This window comes from Extibacter muris (assembly GCF_004345005.1).
GTDB classification, from domain to species: Bacteria; Bacillota; Clostridia; order Lachnospirales; family Lachnospiraceae; genus Extibacter; species Extibacter muris.
Window position 1 is genome coordinate 1 of sequence record NZ_SMMX01000029.1, and the last position, 20235, is coordinate 20235.

Consider the following 20235-nt stretch of genomic DNA (forward strand, 5'->3'; position numbering starts at 1 on the left):
ACCTGATGGTCCAAGGAGAAAACGTCACACCAATGCCTGCTCATTATACAGCTTAAACAATGAGAGGATTAAGTCCCAACTGGCTGTTGGGTACTGAAACCCTACACTTATATATTAGGAGGAGAAAACGTCACACCAATGCCTGCTCATTATACAGCTTAAACAATGAGAGGATTAAGTCCCAACTGGCTGTTGGGTACTGAAACCCTACACTTATATATTAGGAGGAGTTATCCGGAAGAACGCAGAATCAAAACTAAAAAAAATGATGGATAAGGCGGCATCTGTGATTAAATTTTTCACAATGCTTTTACTTGCGTTAGGACTGATATGGTGCATATATTTTTTGATTCTCGGCGCGGTGATGCCGGAGAAGACCGAATATGCCAACAATATGTCGGAGCTGATCGTAGCAGTATTTACCGTCATATCTATCATCTTCGCCTTTGTAGAATTCCTGAGACGGAACAATGATAAAAAATGAGTTATAATAGCATCGGAGATAATAACGGAAATATATACGAAACGATAAAAAGGAAGGTGGATGATATGTGGGACTTGTTTATATCGCATGCTTCTTAAGATAAAGAAACAGTTGTGAAACAACTGGCAGACATGTTAAAGAAATATGGATTAAAAGTATGGTATGATGAATTTGAGCTCAAGATCGGGGACAGCTTGTCAAGATCTATCGACAGGGGCCTTACAGGCTCCACATTTGGAATCATTATACTGAGCAAAGCATTTTTTGAAAAGGGCTGGACAGATTACGAACTTCGCAGCCTGCTAAGCAGGGAAGTGTCAAAGCGAGATAAGATGATCCTGCCTGTCTGGCATGGGATAAAAGCAGAAGATGTACTGAATTACAGCCCTTACCTGGCAGATAAGTTCGCTCTGTCAACGGATATCGGGCTTGATGAGCTGGCATATAAGATTATGGAAACGGTAAAGCCCGATGTCATCAATTCCATCGGTATACAGAAGATGTTCCGGAAATTGCTGCCTTATAGTGAGTTAAAAGAGATAGAGCCGGATCATATCTATATGGAAGAGAAGGTGAGGCATAAGACGCTGCCGAATTATTTTGTGATAGCTACGAAGCCGATCTGTGATGTGCTAGGCGACATTACGGATATGGACTACAGGGACGTCTTATATGATTTTGCGAGAGATGCAGATTATGACCATGAGTTTCTGATATGGAATGCCATCGCATGTTCGTATATCAGCTTCATACGTGATAATAAAATTGATTTTAGCGATCTGGATATAAAAAGGGACATATTTTCCTTCTTGCTCGGCTATACGACAGGAGCAGTCAAAGATATAGTAGATTGGCAGCAAAGGCACCCCAAGCTGACAAAAGAGCAATATTACGAATTGATGATCCGCTACGCGCAGAATCATGATTTCATTATGGAGTATTCTGATGATTCTATGAAATATACATACGGAAAGATACTGGAACAGGTATGAACAGCCGAGCCCTGCCATCTGTGCAATAGGCAGGGCTCGGCCATTTTACATTTTTGAGGGCAGTTCTTTGTGGAAATAATACCGTAGCGCATCTGCGATATAGTCAGAAGCGCCTGCCCCATATTTCTTGTCGTATATCTCCCGGACAGCGTCATGGGAGCAGCTCTCTATTACGATATCCCAGTATCCATCCCCCATATCGACGCCGAGACTGTTCTTGGTCACATCTTCTATAATCTCCCGGACGATGTCCTGAATCTCACCGGTGGTGACGTCTCTCGCCATATCAGAGGTCAGACGGGTGAAGAGAGCATCGCTTTTCTGCATTAGCTCATCTTTTCTTTCCGCAAGTTCTTCTGATTTCTCCATCAGTTCCGAGAAATGCTCCAGATTGTATTTCATGGCTTCCGTGTATTTCTCAACGCTGCCAAACTGCTTGACCGCAAGTTCCGCTAAATGGCCGTCATCATCCCTTATCTTCTGGATAAATTCGTTGAACTTCTCAACGCTCCCCCAGTATTTGATTACGTCGTCTGCTTTTTCACTTTTAAATGTTTCTAATGCCTCGACATATTCGCTTAAGTCAAATTCTTTAAAGCTCATGCACGGTTCTCCTTTCTCCAGCCTGCCCAAAAGTGCGATAAGCTTATCCAGCCGTTTCCGCTTTAATTCGAGCAGTTCTTTCTGTTTTCTGAAAGCCTTGATATTGTCAAATTCAGAATCTTCCAGAATGTCTCTGATTTCTTTTAATTTAAAGTCCAGTTCTTTAAAAAACAGGATCTGCTGCAGTTTATGCAAGGCCTCGTCGTCGTACAGGCGATAGCCTGATGGGGTAAGCTTGGATGGCTTCAGCAGATTGATTTCATCATAATATTGCAGCGTACGTGTACTGACGCCTGTCAGCTCTGCAACCTGGCTTATTGTTTTCATCGTAATCAGCCCCCTTATCATAGAGAGTAAAGAACGCGGCTCGGAAGTCTGCCGGCGTATATCCTGCGTCGTTCTTCAGTTATACGGTACACTATCACGCTACGTGTAAGTCAATAATTTTTTACCAAATAGTGATGATTGGTTGACTGTAAACATGGTTGATACTTTATAATTAACAGGAAGAAGGTGATAATACATGACAATAAAAGAAGTAGAAGAGGCAACGAAGCTGCCCAGATCAAATATCCGTTTTTATGAGAGAGAAGGGCTCGTCGTGCCGGAGCGGAATGTCTCTAACGGCTACCGTGAATATTCTGAAACGGATGTAGATAACATCAGGAAAATAGCATATCTGAGGACAATAGGTATTCCGCTGGAGACCATCCGGGAACTGATGGATGGAAGCAAGTCTCTCTATAGAACAGTCAAGAGCCAGGCGAAGCGGCTGGACGATCAGATGGAAGACCTGGAGAATGCCAGAAGGCTGTGTGATGCGATGCTTCAAGATAAAGAGATTCATTTTAGTAATCTGGACGTGGAACATTATGTGCCTGATTTGCAGGAGCAGTGGAAGAAGAGCAGGAACATCTTCTGTATGGATTCTGCGGGATTCCTCTACCTGTGGGGAGGCATGGCCATGTGGTGCGTCTTGTTTGTGGTAAGCATGATTACAGCGCTGTTGTCCTATCGGCATCTTCCCCCCGAGATTCCAATCCAATGGAGCCATGGAGCAGCCAGTTCGATGGCAGGACGATACGTGATATTCCTCTACCCGGCGGCTTGTATTGTCATCAGATATGTGCTGCGTCCGTTTATCTGGAGATGGCTGTATATGCATACGGTCTACAGTGACAGCCTGGCGGATTATATCACGAACTCCTTATGCCTTGTAGCAGTATCTGTGAAAATATTTACACTGCTATATGTACACGGCACCGTTAAGCATATTACGGTAGTATTGCTTGCAGATACCATCGTATTGGCAGCGGTCTTCCTGGCGGGGCATTCCAGGCGGCATAAGTAATGTATTAGCTCCGATTGTTCCTGAAGAGTTCTGCAAGTGCATAGTTGACGAGGACGATAGCCGCGATGACAGAGAGCCACATGAGAAGGATGTCTGTTATTATGCCGAGACCTGCCATAAGCCACATGAGTGCAATTGCAAAGGAGATCTTGGCTGCATACCTGTAATCGGCATTTCGCTCTTCTTTGGGCTGTCTTGCAAGAGCCCGCTTTTCTTCATCAGAAGCGAGCAGATACTTGTTCATGAGTATAGGGCCTCTGTAATGCCAGGCAAATATGCCGTATATAAGGCAGAGTACAGCCAGAAGGGCACATATTACAGTGATAATAAGTTCAGCCATATTCCAATATCCTTTCTGCGATATCATGCTTTACATATAGAAGCGTTCCTGCTCAATGGCAGAGAAAGCTTGACTTTATTATGTGACACACTGTCTGAAAAGGCAACGTTTTTCCGAGAATCTGCTTTTCTTCTGCTTCTTTATAGAGTAAAATCATAGTAGTAAAATATAGGATTATACGGGGAGATGACAGTATGATATTACAGAATGGACGTCCTGCCTCGGCAGAGGGTCGGGAAGAAAAGGAAATGAAAACGTATGACGTGCTGGATGAACTGGGCATCGAATATTCCAGGACAGACCACGGACCGGTAGGGACAATTGCAGACTGCCTGGAAGTAGATAAGGTACTCGGCATCACGATATGCAAGAATCTGTTCTTGTGCAACCGGCAGAAGACAGCTTTCTACCTCCTCATGATGCCGGGACATAAAACATTGCGGACGAAAGAACTGTCCGCCCAGATTCCAACGTCCAGATTATCCTTTGCATCAGGAGACGACATGATAAAATATCTGAACGTTGCACCCGGTTCCGCAACCGTGATGGGGCTCATATATGATACGGACAACCAGGTGCAGCTGCTTGTGGACGAAGAAATACTAAGAGACGAATACGTGGGCTGCCATCCGTGCGTGAATACATCAAGCCTGAAGCTGCGAACGGAGGATGTGTTTAGTAAGTTCCTGGAGGCGGTACACCATGATTATAGGACGGTGGTGTTGGGGGGATTATTATGACAGAAAGAAAAGAAGTGATATCTTATTGTCTGACTTATAAAGACGTGTATGAAGACTATCCGTTCCGGGATGCGGACTGGTGCGTCATCCGGCACAGGAATAGCAGGAAGGTATTTGCCTGGATCTTTGAAAGGGAAGGCCATGTATGGGTTAATGTAAAGTGCAGCCCCGAATGGATAGAGGTATGGAGGCAGAACTTTGCCTCGGTGCTTCCGGCATACCACCTGAATAAAAGATACTGGAATTCCATCATATTGGACGGGACGGTTCCGGAGGAAGAGATATGCAGGATGATAGGCGAGAGCTATGATCTGACAAAAGGAAAATAAGCGCTTTGTTTTGTCCTTTACGGAAAAGAGTGGTATAATAAGACCAAAGTCAGAAGACATTAAGGGTGGGATACCATGACAGGAGACAGGGCAGGAAACAATACAATTCACATATGGAAGCTCCCGGTACTGTTCATCGGCCTGGCGGCCTTCGGCCTCCTCCTGGCGGACGTGGCCGGAAGCTATCGCCTGGAGGGCGTAGATACGTTTGTATATCGTGTCATCCACAGGCTGCAGTGTCCGTTCCTGACCGGATTCTTCAAAGTGATGACGAATATGGTGCATCCGGTCGTGCTGCTTATCATCAGCATGGCGATGATACACACGCTCCGGCAGAAGCAGTATCTGATCGCCTTGTTTGCCAACCTCGTCCTGGCGGTACTTCTGGACCTGTCCGCCAAAGGATGGGTCATGCGGGAGCGGCCGCCGCAGGCAGGAAGGCTCGTCGCAGAGACGGGCTACAGCTTTCCGAGCGGACATGCCATGCTGGCCGCAACGTTCTACGGCTTTATCCTGTTCCTCATATGGCAGACGAAGAAGAGCAGGGCATATAAGATAGCGGGCACTGTAATCTGTCTGGCGGTGGTAGCCCTCGTCGCCCTGAGCCGGATATATCTCGGCGTGCATTATGCGACAGACGTCGCGGGAGGATTTCTCGCAGGAATGATATATCTAATCATATATACATCGGTTGCCAGACGCTATTTTGCGAAGGGGATAGCGATACATGGACAGCCGGAGGTGGCTGCCAACCCGCTCTTCAAAAGTTTTGAGTATGCATTTTCCGGCATCATAACCGGGCTTAAGACGGAGCGGAACATGATGATACATTATTCCGCTCTTGGGCTGGTCGTAGTATTTGGAATCACGCTGAAGCTGTCCGTGACGGAGTGGTGCATCTGTCTTATCTTATGCGCCCTCGTCATCTCGCTGGAGCTGGTCAATACCGCGGTGGAAGCCGTGGTAGACTTGGTGACGAAAGAGCAGAGGAGGCGAGCCAAGCTGGCCAAGGACACGGCCGCCGGAGCGGTGCTGATTGCGGCTATCACTGCGGCAGTCATCGGAGGAATCATCTTTGTCCCGAAGATACTGGCGCTGTTTGCACTAAACTGACCATGGCAAAATGAAAGGAGAAAAAGAGGATGGATAACTTAGGTGAGAGCTTGAAAAAGGTAATGCTGGCAGGCGTAGGAGCGCTGGCCACGACGGCGGAGAAGTCCAAAGAGATTCTGGACGACCTGGTGAAGAAGGGAGAGCTCACGGTCGAGCAGGGCAAAGTGCTCAACGAAGAGCTGAAGCACAATGTGAAAAAGGCAGTAAAGGAAAATGTCACCGTAAAGGTAAAACCATCTTCCCCGGAGGAGCTGGAGGAGCTGCTTGACAAGATGACCCCCGAGCAGATAGACCAGCTGAAAGAAAAGCTGGCCGGCCTCGGGCAGACGCCGGCGGAAGAGCCGGACGATGACGGGAAGCCGCAGGACGCTTTGGAAGATGAGAAGGACAGCGGAGAGGCAGATGCGTAAGGAAGTGCCGGCAGCGTATGGCACCAGGCTGAAAGAGATCATGTCTGTCCTGAAGAAGCACAGCATAGCCAGAGGTGTGACGCCGGAGAAGCTGCGGCTCATACTTGAGGATCTGGGACCTACTTACATCAAGCTCGGCCAGATCATGTCCATGCATTCCGATGTCCTGCCGAAGAGATACTGTGAAGAGCTGATGCGGCTTCGATCGGATGTGAGCCCCATGCCCTTCGCACAGGTAAAAGAAGTTATCGAAATGGCATATAGCTGTCCGCTGGGAGAGGTGTTTCAGGAGATGGATGAGACACCTCTTGGTTCTGCGTCCATCGCACAAGTACACAAGGCAGTGCTGGAGAGCGGCGAGAAGGTCGTCGTCAAGGTGCAGCGGCAGGGCATCTACGGGACGATGTCGCGTGATATCGGGCTGCTGCACCGGGCGGTCAGGTTCCTGCCGCCAGTGAATATGAAAGGTCTGGTAGATCTGGACCTTGTGCTGGACGAACTGTGGAACGTAGCCCAGGAAGAGATGAACTTTCTCAACGAGGCGTCCAATATGGAAGAGTTTGGCAAGCTGAACAGGGACGTGGCATTTGTGGACGTCCCTGTCCTGTACCGGGAATACACGACCGGACAGGCGCTCGTGATGGAATACATCGACGGATTTGGCATCGATGAGAAAGAAAAGCTCTTGGAGAACGGGTATGACCTGGATGAGGCAGGCGCTAAGCTTGCGGACAATTATATAAAGCAGATTATGGAGGACGGCTTCTTCCACGCGGATCCCCACCCTGGCAATGTAAAGGTCCGGGACGGGAAAATCATATGGATTGATATGGGCATGATGGGGCGCCTCTCCGCCAGGGATAAGGAACTGATCGCAAGGGCGGTGCAGGGCGTTGCCGAAAATGATGTCGGACAGATCCTCGAGTCGGTCATGGCGCTCGGCGAATTCAAGGAGAAGCCGGACCAGAGCAGGCTCTATGCAGACATCGGCAATCTGCTCACAAAGTATGGGACGACAGATATCGGTAAGATAGATATTGCCAGAATCATGGAAGATCTGATGGAGGTGATGAAGGACAATAAGATTATCATGCCCCATGGACTGACGATGCTGGCAAGAGGCATGTCGCACATGGAAGGGGTGCTTGCGGATATCAGCCCAAAGATCAACATGGTGGAGGTGGCGTCTGCCAGGATGGCGGGCAGCCTCCTGTCCTGGGGGAACTGGAAGAAAGAGCTGAAAAGCGGGGGCAGAAGCATCTACCGTTCCATCCACAAGGCGCTGGATATCCCGGCACTGGCGGCTGATCTGCTCCGGGGATTCCTGAAAGGGCAGAACCGCATCAATCTGGACGTCCATGCGACGGAAGATCTGAGCGAGATGCTGACAAGGCTCATAAAGAAGCTTGTCATGGGCTTCCTCGTGACGGCGCTTCTCATCAGTTCCAGCATTCTGTGTACGACGGATATGAAACCGAAGATATGGGGGATACCCGCACTGGGGGCATTCGGATATCTGCTGGCGCTTGGGCTGGCTGTCTGGATATTCCTGAGCCATATCCATACGAGAAAAAAATAAAATATGCCTCTTGACTTTGACGCTGCGTAAAGAAGTATGCTTGCTTTGGACAGAGGAGGTGACGAACATGGAGTATAGTATCAGAGAACTGTCTGAGATGGCCGGAGTAAGTGCACGTACCCTGCGCTATTACGACGAGATAGGGCTCTTGAAGCCGCTTTACGCTACGGACGCCGGATACCGTTATTATGGCGGGGAGGAGGTGGCGCTGCGGCAGCAGATTCTTTTTTTCCGGGAGCGGGGCTTTGATTTGAAAAGCATACAGAGCATTCTCTATGAGGACGGTTTTGATATTATGAGCGCATTGGAAGGGCATCTTCTCGGGCTGGAAGAAGAGCGGAAGCATGTGGATTCCCTCATTCGGACAGTGAAGCAGACGATTGCGTCAATGAAGGGAGAAAGCAAAATGAACGATAAAGAGAAGTTTGCCGCATTCAAAGAGAATATGGTGAAGGAAAATGGAGAAAAGTATGAAACGGAAGCACGCCGCAGATATGGTGGTGAGGCGGTGGACACATCGAACCGGAAGGTGCTGGACATGACAGAGGAAGAGTACAGACGGTTTGAAAGCCTCGAAAAAGAGATCCGCAGGCTGCTGAATGAAGGCGTGCGGGCAGGAATAAAGGCGGACGGCAAGGAGGCAGGACACATTGCTAAGCTGCACAAAGAGTGGCTCTTTATGACATGGAAGCAGTACGCGCCAGAGGCCCACAGGAATATCACCCTGATGTACGTGTCTGACGAGCGGTTCCGCTCCTATTATGACAAGGAAGAACAAGGATGCGCCGCACTGCTCAAAGAAGCGGTGGACAGCTGGTTGGACGGGCAGGCGTAAGTATCACGGCATTGTGATTATTTGGCATTTGCAGTACCTTCTGCATGACGGTATAATATAGTTAAGAATCGTGGATCAGAGGTGTGCTATGCAAAAGATAATGATAGTGGAAGATGACGTGGAATTGAATCAAAGCATATCCTATTCCCTTGAACGGGATGGATACGACACTATATCTGCACATTCCCTGGAGGAGGCCAAGAGCCTTTTTCTGCAGGAATGTGCAGATTTGGTTCTGCTCGATGTAAATCTGCCGGACGGCGAAGGCTTCGGGCTGTGCGGATGGATGAAAGGACAGAGGAAGGTGCCGGTCATCTTCCTCACGGCAAGAGATCTGGAGGAGGATGCGCTCAAGGGATATGAGACAGGAGCGGATGACTACGTGACCAAGCCCTTCTCCATGAAAATCCTTTTGAAAAAGATTTCTGTCATCTTACAGCGTACAGACGCACAGAGCAGGAACAGATACGACGACGGGTTCCTGAAGATTGACTTTGACATGGCAAAAGCAGAGGCCGGAGGAAAAGAGTGCATGATTACGCCTACCGAATTCCGGATGCTCCGCCTGTTCTCGGACAATGCGGGCCGGCTTCTGACGTATGCCGTGCTGCTGGACCAGCTCTGGGACTGTGGCGGCCAGTTCGTGGATAAGCATACGCTGGCGGTGAATGTGAACCGGCTTCGCAGAAAGATAGAAGACGATAGCCACAAATATATATCTAACGTATACGGGATGGGATACCAATGGCTGAAATGATGATGATTCCCGCGCTCTGCCTTGCCATAGTGGCTGCCTGCATGTGGCGCAGGATGCGGGCGCTTAGGAGAGGCATATATACGTTCACGGAAAAGCTGGAGGAGAGCCTGGATGCCATGGCTGACGGGGAGGAGCTGGAAGAATGCGGCATCCCGGAAGATACGCTGTGGGGCAAGGTGCACGGAAAGCTTGTGAAGACCAGCCATATGTGGCATCAGAAAAACGAGCAGAACAACAGGGAGAAGAGGCAGATAAAAGAGCTCATATCGGATCTGTCCCACCAGACCCGGACGCCCATCGCCAATATGAAGCTGTATCTGGAGATGCTGCAGGCTGGAGATCTGGATACGGAAAAGGCGGGGGAATTTCTTGCAAAGATAGAAGGGCAGACGGAGAAGCTGGATTTCCTGCTCCGGAGTATGGTGAAGATGTCACGGCTGGAGGCAGGCATCATTGAGATACGGAGCCAGAAAAACTGCATATATGAGACGCTCGTCCAGGCTGCCGGTGCCGCAGTGCCCGCGGCCGAGAAAAAGGGGATAAGGATCTGCGTGGACTGTGAGGAACACATAGAGGCGGACCATGACAGAAAATGGACGGGAGAAGCGATATATAACATACTGGACAATGCCGTGAAGTATACCAGATCTGGCGGAACGGTGCAGATACGGGCTGCGGTGCAGGAGTTCTTTACGAAGATAAGTATCAGCGACAACGGGAAAGGGATTGCACGTGAACGGCAGGCCCTTATATTCCAGCGCTTCTACCGTGAACCGGAAGTGCATGAGGAAGAAGGCGTCGGTGTGGGGCTTTATCTTGCAAGAGAGATTATCACCCGTCAGAAGGGGTATATAGAAGTACGGTCCGAAGAAGGGGAAGGCGCAGAGTTCTGCGTCTATCTTCCAAATGGGAAGTAAGGCAGGTGCGGAAGGGAAGAGTCACAGGTTTGTGATTCTTCTTTCTTGTGAACGGTTTGTGATATTTTTCAGATATGCTTGTTGTAAATAAGAAAGGAGACAGAAGAGATGGAGACATGGATTGTAAAGACAAAGAATCTGAAAAAGTATTATAAGCTCGGAGACAATACGGTCAAAGCGCTGGACGGCGTGGACTTCCAGGTGGAGGAAGGCAAGTTTACAGCCATCGTCGGGAAGTCCGGCAGCGGGAAGAGCACGCTGCTTCACATGATAGGGGGGCTGGACGTGCCGACGGACGGGCAGGTCATTGTGGACGGGAGAGACCTGTCACAGATGGACAGAGAACAGCTCGCTATATTCAGGAGAAGGAAAGTAGGCTTCGTGTTCCAGAGCTATAATCTCGTACAGGACCTGAACGTGTATGAAAATGTCATCCTGCCGGCTGAACTGGACGGCGCCCGTGTGGACAAAGCTTTTGTAGATGAAATACTGGACCTGCTGAAGCTTGACGAGAAGAGGGAGTCGCTTCCGTGTACGTTGTCCGGCGGTCAGCAGCAGAGAGTGGCCATCGCAAGAGCGCTTGCCTCGAAGCCTTCTATCATACTGGCAGATGAACCGACCGGCAATCTGGATACAGCGACGAGCCATGATGTGATGGGGCTTCTTCGGGTTGTTGCAAAGCAGTTCCATCAGACGATCGTGCTTATTACCCACGACTGGGATATCGCGCTGCTGGCGGACAAGATCGTGCGTATCGAGGATGGCAGGATCGTGAAGGGAAGTGGATGCCATGCTTAAGAATAACAACGGCACGGTCATCAAGAAGCTGGCAAGGCGCTCTATGTCAGGAAACAAGAGGAGAAATGCAGTCATTGCCATGGCGATACTGCTGTCGTCTTTTCTTCTCTTTACGATATTGACGGTAGGCATCACCTACGTTAAGATGCAGGCACGCCAGAATATGCGTATGAAAGGTGCCGTGTATGACGCGGTCCTTATCGGAGGATTTACGCAGCAGCAGAAGCAGATCTGCGAGAATAATGAAGACATCACTACGATCGGCATAGAGGCCAAGGCCGGTTATCCGGAAGCGACAGATGCAGATGACACGCTGCATACGGTCCTCATATGGAGCGACGATATATACTGGGATGTACAGAAAAAGCCTGCGATGGATAAGGTCAAGGGGCGCTATCCGACGAAAGACGATGAAGTGATGGCGACGCAAGCCGCCCTTGAAGACTGTGGAAAAGGGAATCTGGGAGTCGGAGATTCTTTTGTGATGACGTATCAGGACAAAAATGGCCCGCATACGAAGGAATTCCGTATATCTGGCATGTGGGAAGGATACGGGGACAATAAAGTATTCTACGTATCGAAATCATTTTTTGAACAGTCAGGGCATGCATTTTCAGACGTGAACTGCGGAATCCTGTATCTGGATTTCAAATCCCGTATCATGACGGAAAAGGCGCAGTCCGAGTTCCGGGATTCCCTGGAGCTTGGCAAGCAGCAGCGGCTCTTCTATACATCCGAGACAGAGCAGTCCGTGCAGATCCTGGCAGGGCTTGCGGGGCTTGTCATCATGACGTGCCTGAGCGCATACCTGCTCATCTACAACATACTTTACCTGTCCGTATCAGGGAACATACGTTACTATGGCCTTCTCCAGACTATCGGCATGACGGGAAGGCAGATCCGAAGGCTCATACAGAGACAGATGCTGATCATCGGGACAGCGGGGACGGCGGGAGGCATAGCGCTCGGCTCGGCCGCCTCTTTCTTCCTGATACCGGTAGTCGTAAAGACGCTCGGCATACGGGAGGTCGTGGATGTTGCCTTCCATCCGGCTGTATTCCTGCTCAGCATTGCCGCCGTCGGGATGACGGTATATCTTGGCAGCCGCAAGCCTACGAAAATCGCCGATTCCGTGTCCCCTCTGGAGGCGCTCAGCTACCGTACGGTATCGGGCAGGAAAGCGTCCCATAAGACGGGAAAGGCAGGGGTCCTCTGGCGCATGGCGGGAGAACAGCTCCGAAGGGACAAGAAGAAGACGGGTGTCGTCATACTGTCGCTGGCGGCCTGCCTGTCCGTATTTCTCTGCCTCGTGACGATGATTGAGAGCCACGGTGCGCGGACCATGATGTCGAACTATATGAACGCAGACTTGATTCTTTCCAATGATACGATGAAAAAAGAGGACGAATCCGAATGGTACCGTATCATGGACAAGAAATTTCTTACGGATATGGATAACATGGATGGAGTTGAAAAAGTGCATCCCATGACGAGCACGCAGATAATCATACCGTGGGAACCGGAATTTTCTGACAGGTGGATGCGGGAGTTCTATGAGACTTGGATGGCCCACGGTTATGAGGAAGATATTGAGGAATACAAGCAGCATCCGGAGAAATTCTACACCTTTATGACAGGGATTGACGAGGAAGAGTTCGACTATGTGAACAGCACCCTCGAAGAACCCTTAGATAAAGAACAGTTTATGGAGGGCAGGACATGTCTGATCTATCGCGACGGACTGACACTTGACCTGGATGACATTCGGGGGAAGAAGGTGACCTTCTCCCAGTATCACGACCATGCGAAGACATATTCCATGGAGATCGGCGGCTATGTAGATGACGGCTACTATGCGTTCATGCTGGGAATGGCCCCGGTGGTGCTTGTAAGCGATGCCTTTGTGGACAGGACAGTGGCAGATCCGTGGATATCCAGAGCAAGCGTGCAGTATAAGGAAGAATACGACGAACAGACCGAGGCACGGATCATGGATTATGCAGAGGAAGGTCCACATGGCGGTGACTTGTCTTATGATTCTAAGATCGATAACATGAAATCCATTCAAAAGGCGCAGGGCAACATGATGGGTGTCGGAATAGGGATCACCTTGATTCTTGCGATGATAGGGCTCATGAACTATATCAATACCGTGTCGGGCAATATACAGAACCGGCAGACAGAACTGTCTGTCATGGAGAGTGTAGGAATGACGGAGAAGCAGGTCAAAGGGATGCTCGTCAGGGAAGGTCTGCTCTTTGCCGGCATCTCGCTGCTTTTGACCGCGACGGCGGGACTAGGAGTCACGTATGCCTGCTACCAGTCTCTGAACTATATGGGAATCCCCTTCCATGTCCCGGTGCTGCTGGTACTGGCGATGACGTTGCTTATAACATGCATCTGCTCTGTGATACCACTGGCCGCTTATCGGATGATAGTGGGAAAGCGGTCGATCGTGGAGCGGATCAGAGGGGTTGAATAGGAACAGGCCGGATATCTCAGCAGTTGACAGAATAGGCGCGTGTCTGCTATTATTAGCCTAATCTGAGGATACCAGACAGCAGACACGCAGGGAGAGGCAGTTATGGGATTTTATAGAAGCAGCCAGTTTACAAGGCGAATCAGCTCTGTACAATTGATATGGATGAAGCATTGTACAGAGTATGGCGGATAGATACGCAGAATTCATCGGAAAAGAGAGTTAGGGCACAGCAGCCGGACAGGGTATCCGGTGCTGTTGCCGTACCTGTTTTTCCGTGACTCTGCAGCAAAAGGCCATGGACAGTGTTTTGTCCATGGCCTTTTGCCGTGTGCGGTCTCGTGTTTCGGAAGGACGGTATCACAGAAGATATATGGCAGAAGGCCGGATGCAGCAGATCAAGCTGCATCTCGTCTTCTGCCTTTTTGCGTTATGAATTAAGAAATGGAAGCCTATTTGATGAAAGGATTAAGATAATTATAAGCTTAGTAGAAATTACAGACTTAACCCATTCATTTGGGGATAATATATTATTTAGAAATGCAGATTTTGTTCTCAATAAAGGAGAGCATGCAGGTGTCGTGGGGCAAAATGGAGCAGGGAAAAGTACCTTTATCAAGATATGTACAGGCCAGGCAGTTCCCGATTCGGGGAAGGTTTCCTGGGCAAAAGGGATTACGGCAGGATATCTGGACCAGTATGCACACATAGACGCGGGGCTTACGCTGGAAGGATTTTTAAAGTCCGCGTTTCTGGATCTGTACAGACTGGAGAAGCAGAGGAATGAACTGTATAGCCGGGCGGCAGACGGTGATATGGACAGTATGAGACGGGCCGCGCGTTATCAGGAGCGGCTGGAGGCATCCGGATTCTATTCCATAGATACGTATATTTCACAAGTGGCAGCAGGGCCTGGGCTTACGGGCATCGGAATGGAACGACCGGTCGGACAGATGAGCGGCGTACAGAGGGCGAAAGTTATCCTCGCCAAGCTGCTGCTGGAAAAGCCGGATGTCCTTCTGCTCGACGAGCCGACGAACTTTCTCGACAAGGAACACGTGGCATGGCTTGGCGGTTACCTGTCAGAGCTGGAGAACGCGTTTCTTGTCGTGTCACACGACCATGATTTTCTGGAACGGATCTGCAACCGAATCTGCGACATCGACAACAGGACAATCACAAAGTATTACGGGACATACTCTGAATTTTGCAAGAAGAAGGCGCTGCTCCGGGAAGATTACATCCGGCAGTACAGTGCGCAGCAGAAGGAGATTAAAAGGACGGAAGAATTTATCCGGAAAAATATCGCCGGACGGAAGTCCAGGATGGCAAGAGGAAGGCAGAAGCATCTTTCAGTCGGATATGATTTTCCGTGCTGCCGGATATCAGCTTTTCGGTTATGGGAGGGCAGAAGATTGCGGTTACCGGATTTAACGGTATCGGCAAGTCCACGCTTCTTAAGACGCTTGTGGGACAGATTCCGCCATTAGGCGGGACGTATGCTTTTTCCGGACAGGCAAAAGAGGCGCTGAAGGAAGCAATCCAGGGGTTTGCCGGGACGGTGGTTCTCGTATCCCATGAAGCATCATTTTATAGAGAGGTCGTGAGCAGAGTCATCAATGTGGAGGGACAGGACTGGAAACATAGCACTTGATAAGGGCAACTTACGACGCACCATATTGTTGGAAGCCAGGTTCTCTGGTATAGTCTAAGTAGTGCAAAGAGGAGGGGGCAACGTGAAGATAACAATCAATACAGACCCGGTATTTACAGGCACGGAGGTCACAGTAAACTGTGCGTACCTGACGCCGGAGCTGGAGAAGATTATCGCCATGCTGAGGATGCTGGAACAGAAGATGACAGGGATCAAGGACGGCGAGATCCATATGCTGGATATCGCCGCAATCCTGTATATAGATACTACGGATAAGAAGACATTCCTCTATACGATGGAATCGGTATATGAGACGGAGCTTCGGCTGTACGAGCTGGAGGACCAGCTGGAAGAAAGCGGTTTCCTGCGCATAGCCAAATCGTGCATCGTCAATGTCCGCCATATCACTTCACTGAGGGCGGATATTGACAGGAAGATCCGGGTCACGATGGATAACGGGGAGCAGCTTCTCGTATCGCGGCAGTATACAAAACGGCTGAAGGAAAGGTTGGGAATCTGATTATGGAAGAAAAAAGGACAATATTTAGCTATCTGTCACAGGTACTCATCATATTTGGCGTTACCGTGTTATGTATGACAGCATTTACGTATGCTTTCGGAGACAGTGCACGGGAAATTTCTGCGCTTTACCGGATGGGTGGAGAGGGTATTCCGCTGGAGATTATACCGGAGCTGTTGCTTCTCTCTGTCATCGTCGTCGTGCTGCAGTATCTGTTTTTTACGGACCGCCTGTTGAAGAAGATGCCGGTGAACGCGCGTATCGCGTGCATGGTCGTGTGCATACTGGCGGTGGTGTGTGGATTTATCCTGGTGTTCGACTGGTTCCCGGCACATATGTGGCAGCCCTGGGTACTGTTTCTCGTCTGCTTTGCAATCTGCTTTTTTGTGAGTGCAGGCATATCGACGTTGAAAACGAGGATTGAGAACAAGAAGCTCATGGAAGGGCTGGAAAATATGAAAAAGCATTGGGAGGCAGAGAATGAAAAAACAGATTAAGGCAGAACGTGTCCGTATGGAGTTCAAGGAAAGAGAGGCGCTAAGAGGCATTGACCTGCACGTGTCCGAAGGTGAGATATTCGGGCTGCTTGGCCCCTCCGGTGCAGGCAAGACGACCCTTATCAAGATACTTACCGGCCAGCTTAAGCAGACCGGCGGGGAGGCATATATTATGGGGCAGGACAGCCGCCGGCTTGGCGGCACGGTATGTGCTCGGATCGGGATGGTCATGGATAACAGCGGATTGTACGAGCGCCTTTCGTGCGCCGACAATCTGGGCATCTTCGCAGAGATCTACGGCATCTCCAAAAGAAAGATCAGGACCGCGCTTGATAAAGTGGGACTGTCGGAAGCCGTTAAGACACCGGTACATAAGCTGTCAAAAGGGATGCGGCAGCGCCTTGTCTTTGCAAGGGCAATCATGCACCAGCCGGATGTGCTGTTTCTCGATGAGCCTACGAGCGGCCTGGATCCGGCTACGGCTTCTGGCATCCACCGCCTCATCTGTGAGGAGAGGGACAGGGGGACGGCTGTCATGATGACGACCCACAACATGGAAGAGGCGTCTAAGCTGTGCGGATATATCGCGCTTCTGCATGAAGGAAGCATCGTGGAAGAAGGGGCGCCGGATGACATATGCCGAAGATATAATCATCAGAATAAGATAAAGATACTGCTGCATAGCGGCACGACCGTCATGCTGAACCACGACGGCAGCGAGGCAGATGCGCTTGCGGAGTATTTCCGTGCCAGCGATGTGGCGGAAATACATTCGACGGAACCAGATCTGGAGACGGTATTTATGGAACTTACGGGAAGGGGGCTTTGAGCCATGAGAGGGAAAAGAATCTATGCAGTGTGGAAGAAGCAGATGAAGGATACGTTAAAAAATAAGGCGGTGCTCCTACAGTTCGTCATGTTTCCCGTACTTTCCATCATCATGCAGAATTCCATGAAGATAGACGGGATGCCGGGGCGGTATTTTGTCATCCTGTTCGCCACGATGTATGTAGGGATGGCGCCGCTCACTGCCGTGGCCTCTATCATATCAGAAGAAAAGGAGAAGAATACGCTCCGGGAGCTTCTGATGGCCAATGTCAAGGCAGGGGAATACCTGCTCGGGATCGGGCTTGGCATCTTCGTATGCTGCATGGCAGGCTCTGTCGTGTTTGCCCTGGCAGGGAAGTATACGGGATTGGATATGGCGGAATTCCTCCTTGTCATGGCGGCAGGGATTGTCATCTCCCTTCTGCTTGGCGCGGTTATCGGGATATCGTGCAGGAACCAGGTGACGGAGGTGTCTGTCAGCGTGCCCGTGATGCTCGTGTTCTCATTCCTGCCTATGCTGGCCTCCTTCAACGAGAAGATCGGGGCGGTTTCAAAATATGCGTTTTCCCAGCAGATCAGCAACTATATGAGTGCGGTCGGGGATCCGGCAGCCAAGGGCGGGAATCTGGCCGTGATATTGTGTAATGCGGGCATTTTCGCGGTATTGTTCGGTCTGGTATTCCGGAAGTGCCGTCTGGTTTAGTGACATTGCTTGAGGTTTTGCCGGAATAAGATACAAAAATGATGCCATAATCATGTATAATATAAATAATACCAGAAAGATTATTGAATATATGAGGTGGCTGGATGATGAACAAAATATTGATTGTAGAGGATGAGGTACCCATTTCCAACCTGATAAAGGAGAACTTAAATGATGCGGGGTACCTCTGTTTCTGCGCATTCGACGGGATGCAGGCGGCGGATATGGTGGAGCGTGAGCGTTATGATCTGGTGCTTCTGGATATCATGCTTCCTGAGATTGACGGGTATGAGCTTCTCGAGTATATAAAACCGCTTGGCATCCCTGTCATATTTCTGACTGCAAAGGGGGATGTCCATGATAAGGTGAAGGGGTTGAAATCCGGTGCGGAAGACTATATAACAAAGCCGTTTGAAATCGTAGAGCTGCTGGCAAGGGTCGAGACGGTCCTGAGAAGATACGGGAAGACACAGCGGTATGTGACGCTTTTTGACATTACGGTGGACACGCTGTCACGGACGGTTAAAAAAGGTGCGGATCCGGTAGCGCTCACTGCCAAAGAATATGACCTCCTGCTGCTGTTCGCCCAGAACCGGAATATCGCTCTGTACCGGGACTTCCTCTATGAGCGCGTGTGGGGGGAGACGTATCTCGGCGCCAGCCGTACCGTAGACCTTCATGTGCAGCGCATGCGCAAGAAGCTCGGGCTGGAGCACAAGATAGTCCCTGTATACAAAGTCGGATACCGTCTGGAGGCGTAGCAGTTGAAATTTTTTTGGAAGATCTTTTGCAGTACCATCATTATCACTGCATTTACATGCAGCGTGGGCGGGTACTACCTTATCCGCTCTCAGTTCCGGATATCGCTGGACCGTGAGATAGCTGCCGCTTATTCTGAGAATGATATCCTCTGGCAGATTTTGGACCAGGAGCTGAAGGATCTGACTTCCATGGAGGAAGAAGTGCCTGAAATAGCAGATAATATCACGGTCAACGTCTCGGGAGGCTCGATACCGTTTACAGTAAGCGATGAGGAAGGTTCGGTAATCTACAGGAACAGCGAGCTGTCAGGCAGCAGAAAAATATTTGATAAGATCAGCGGCAATAAAAAAGGCTATGAGATATATAAATCAGAAGGCCGCTACTATATCCATGCTGTAAGGCCGATATATGCAAGAGGCGAGGTGATGTATCTGGAGAGCTTCAGAGAGATTACATATCTGTTTGAGGCGAAGAGGCAGCAGTATATGACATATGCCGTGCTGCTGTGCGTACTTTTCGCTGGTGTCGGGCTTGTATCCTTTGTCGTGTCAAGCCTCCTGCTGTCTCCGCTGAAAAAGCTCTCTTCTGCCACGAAGCAGATGGCGGACGGAAGCTTCAGGCAGCAGCTCAATATAGCGAGGAATGATGAGATTGGGGAACTGGCGACCGATTTTGAACAGATGTCGGTGAAGCTTGAGGATATGGTAAATGAACTGAAGGAATATTCGCGGCGCCAGAAGGACTTTGTAGACAATTTTTCCCATGAGCTGAAGACGCCGCTGACGTCCATCATCGGATATGCGGATATGATCCGCTCCAAGGAGATGGAACCGGAGCGCCGGATGGCGTGTGCGGATTATATCTATACGGAAGGCAAGCGGCTGGAGACATTGTCCCTGAAGCTGATGGAACTGATTGTGCTGGAAAAGCAGGATTTTGCATTCCGTCCTGTCCATATGCGCGAGTTCCTTGGGCAGATCGCCGATGCATTTTCCCCGGCTGCCTCAGGCAGCAGCATATCATTTTCCACCAGGATTCAGGATGCTGCACTTCGAGTGGAACCGGATCTTATGAAGACGGTCTGCATGAATCTGCTGGATAATGCACGGAAAGCTGTTGACGATGAAGGCAACATCGTGCTCGCAGGCAGGAGGCTTCCGAACGGGACCTACTGCATATCTGTGGAAGACAATGGAAAGGGCATTCCGAAAGGGGAGCTTTCCAAGATTACAGAAGCGTTCTATATGATAGATAAGTCAAGAGCCCGTGCCCAGGGCGGGGCAGGCATGGGGCTTGCGCTCTGCTCGAAAATCGTAGAGCTGCACCGGGGCAGGATGAAGTTCACAAGCCGGGAAGGCAGGGGGACGCGGGTGTCCGTCTATCTCAGGTCCGGCAGCAAGCCACCCGGAGATGCCGGGGAAAGACCAACTATTAAAAGTCAAGTAGATAATTAAAAAAAGTAAAAAGAAATTTTCTGGTAAAAAGAGCACGACAATAAGGCCTGCTATCATGCAAGCCAGAACTGGGATATAAGGAGTTACGCT

Annotated in this window: 23 protein-coding genes and 1 pseudogene; 22 read left to right on the top strand and 2 right to left on the bottom strand. The window is 49.9% G+C overall.

The window, feature by feature from the left end; translation table 11 throughout:
- Nucleotides 1–265 precede the first annotated feature (265 nt).
- Both E1963_RS18440 and E1963_RS18445 read left to right on the top strand, forming a co-directional pair.
- Nucleotides 266–484 carry a hypothetical protein gene (locus E1963_RS18440; RefSeq protein ID WP_243117804.1) on the top strand — a complete coding sequence of 73 codons (219 nt, stop codon included), beginning with the start codon at nt 266–268 and terminating at the stop codon, nt 482–484.
- A 113-nt stretch (nt 485–597) separates the two neighbouring features.
- A complete protein-coding gene (locus E1963_RS18445) occupies nt 598–1476 on the top strand; it encodes a toll/interleukin-1 receptor domain-containing protein (RefSeq protein WP_132281310.1) in 879 nt (292 codons plus the stop codon).
- A gap of 45 nt (nt 1477–1521) precedes the next feature.
- On the opposite strand, the gene E1963_RS18450 is transcribed toward E1963_RS18445, so the two are convergent.
- Nucleotides 1522–2406 (bottom strand): MerR family transcriptional regulator, encoded by an 885-nt coding sequence (locus E1963_RS18450; RefSeq protein WP_132281313.1) that lies wholly within the window; start codon nt 2404–2406, stop codon nt 1522–1524.
- A gap of 196 nt (nt 2407–2602) precedes the next feature.
- Here E1963_RS18450 and E1963_RS18455 point away from each other — a divergent pair, with 196 nt between their 5' ends.
- On the top strand, nt 2603–3430 hold the full coding sequence (locus tag E1963_RS18455) for a MerR family transcriptional regulator (protein WP_132281316.1): 828 nt from the start codon (nt 2603–2605) through the stop codon (nt 3428–3430).
- 4 nt (nt 3431–3434) lie between these two features.
- Here the strand turns inward: E1963_RS18455 and E1963_RS18460 are convergent, their stop codons facing one another.
- On the bottom strand, nt 3435–3770 hold the full coding sequence (locus E1963_RS18460; RefSeq protein ID WP_132281319.1) for a DUF3784 domain-containing protein: 336 nt from the start codon (nt 3768–3770) through the stop codon (nt 3435–3437).
- Between the two features lie 194 nt (nt 3771–3964).
- Here E1963_RS18460 and E1963_RS18465 point away from each other — a divergent pair, with 194 nt between their 5' ends.
- The 19 genes and pseudogenes from E1963_RS18465 (at nt 3965) to E1963_RS18545 (ending at nt 20145) form a co-directional block, all read left to right on the top strand.
- A complete protein-coding gene (locus tag E1963_RS18465; protein WP_132281322.1) occupies nt 3965–4510 on the top strand; it encodes a prolyl-tRNA synthetase associated domain-containing protein in 546 nt (181 codons plus the stop codon).
- Nucleotides 4507–4839: an MmcQ/YjbR family DNA-binding protein gene (locus E1963_RS18470; protein ID WP_132281325.1), complete on the top strand. Its 333-nt coding sequence runs from the start codon at nt 4507–4509 to the stop codon at nt 4837–4839. The genes E1963_RS18465 and E1963_RS18470 overlap by 4 nt, the downstream gene beginning before the upstream one ends.
- A 315-nt stretch (nt 4840–5154) precedes the next feature.
- A pseudogene (locus E1963_RS22845) lies at nt 5155–5520 on the top strand (phosphatase PAP2 family protein); the annotation flags it as partial.
- A 60-nt stretch (nt 5521–5580) separates the two neighbouring features.
- On the top strand, nt 5581–5952 hold the full coding sequence (locus E1963_RS22850) for a diacylglycerol kinase family protein (protein WP_066581636.1): 372 nt from the start codon (nt 5581–5583) through the stop codon (nt 5950–5952).
- Nucleotides 5953–5981: 29 nt separating this feature from the next.
- Nucleotides 5982–6362 carry a phasin family protein gene (locus tag E1963_RS18480; protein WP_132281331.1) on the top strand — a complete coding sequence of 127 codons (381 nt, stop codon included), beginning with the start codon at nt 5982–5984 and terminating at the stop codon, nt 6360–6362.
- Nucleotides 6355–7941 (top strand): ABC1 kinase family protein, encoded by a 1587-nt coding sequence (locus E1963_RS18485; protein ID WP_132281364.1) that lies wholly within the window; start codon nt 6355–6357, stop codon nt 7939–7941. Before E1963_RS18480 ends, E1963_RS18485 begins: the two co-directional genes overlap by 8 nt.
- Before the next feature lie 67 nt (nt 7942–8008).
- Nucleotides 8009–8776 carry a MerR family transcriptional regulator gene (locus E1963_RS18490; protein ID WP_132281334.1) on the top strand — a complete coding sequence of 256 codons (768 nt, stop codon included), beginning with the start codon at nt 8009–8011 and terminating at the stop codon, nt 8774–8776.
- A gap of 88 nt (nt 8777–8864) precedes the next feature.
- The gene (locus E1963_RS18495; protein WP_132281337.1) at nt 8865–9533 is read left to right on the top strand and encodes a response regulator transcription factor; all 669 of its coding nucleotides are present in this window, start codon (nt 8865–8867) and stop codon (nt 9531–9533) included.
- On the top strand, nt 9521–10450 hold the full coding sequence (locus E1963_RS18500) for a sensor histidine kinase (protein ID WP_201272068.1): 930 nt from the start codon (nt 9521–9523) through the stop codon (nt 10448–10450). Before E1963_RS18495 ends, E1963_RS18500 begins: the two co-directional genes overlap by 13 nt.
- Nucleotides 10451–10558: 108 nt before the next feature.
- Nucleotides 10559–11248 (top strand): ABC transporter ATP-binding protein, encoded by a 690-nt coding sequence (locus E1963_RS18505; protein ID WP_132281340.1) that lies wholly within the window; start codon nt 10559–10561, stop codon nt 11246–11248.
- The gene (locus E1963_RS18510) at nt 11241–13730 is read left to right on the top strand and encodes an ABC transporter permease (protein ID WP_132281343.1); all 2490 of its coding nucleotides are present in this window, start codon (nt 11241–11243) and stop codon (nt 13728–13730) included. The genes E1963_RS18505 and E1963_RS18510 overlap by 8 nt, the downstream gene beginning before the upstream one ends.
- 578 nt (nt 13731–14308) lie before the next feature.
- The gene (locus tag E1963_RS18515; protein ID WP_330570890.1) at nt 14309–15217 is read left to right on the top strand and encodes an ATP-binding cassette domain-containing protein; all 909 of its coding nucleotides are present in this window, start codon (nt 14309–14311) and stop codon (nt 15215–15217) included.
- A complete protein-coding gene (locus E1963_RS23175) occupies nt 15127–15381 on the top strand; it encodes an ATP-binding cassette domain-containing protein (RefSeq protein WP_167482264.1) in 255 nt (84 codons plus the stop codon). The genes E1963_RS18515 and E1963_RS23175 overlap by 91 nt, the downstream gene beginning before the upstream one ends.
- Before the next feature lie 82 nt (nt 15382–15463).
- On the top strand, nt 15464–15901 hold the full coding sequence (locus tag E1963_RS18520; RefSeq protein ID WP_132281346.1) for a LytTR family DNA-binding domain-containing protein: 438 nt from the start codon (nt 15464–15466) through the stop codon (nt 15899–15901).
- Nucleotides 15902–15903: 2 nt separating this feature from the next.
- Nucleotides 15904–16398: a hypothetical protein gene (locus tag E1963_RS18525; RefSeq protein WP_132281349.1), complete on the top strand. Its 495-nt coding sequence runs from the start codon at nt 15904–15906 to the stop codon at nt 16396–16398.
- A complete protein-coding gene (locus E1963_RS18530; RefSeq protein WP_132281352.1) occupies nt 16382–17227 on the top strand; it encodes an ABC transporter ATP-binding protein in 846 nt (281 codons plus the stop codon). The genes E1963_RS18525 and E1963_RS18530 overlap by 17 nt, the downstream gene beginning before the upstream one ends.
- Before the next feature lie 3 nt (nt 17228–17230).
- On the top strand, nt 17231–17929 hold the full coding sequence (locus E1963_RS18535) for an ABC transporter permease (RefSeq protein ID WP_132281355.1): 699 nt from the start codon (nt 17231–17233) through the stop codon (nt 17927–17929).
- A 107-nt stretch (nt 17930–18036) separates the two neighbouring features.
- Nucleotides 18037–18690: a response regulator transcription factor gene (locus E1963_RS18540; protein ID WP_132281370.1), complete on the top strand. Its 654-nt coding sequence runs from the start codon at nt 18037–18039 to the stop codon at nt 18688–18690.
- A 3-nt stretch (nt 18691–18693) separates the two neighbouring features.
- Nucleotides 18694–20145 (top strand): sensor histidine kinase, encoded by a 1452-nt coding sequence (locus E1963_RS18545; protein ID WP_132281358.1) that lies wholly within the window; start codon nt 18694–18696, stop codon nt 20143–20145.
- The last annotated feature ends 90 nt before the right edge of the window (nt 20146–20235 follow it).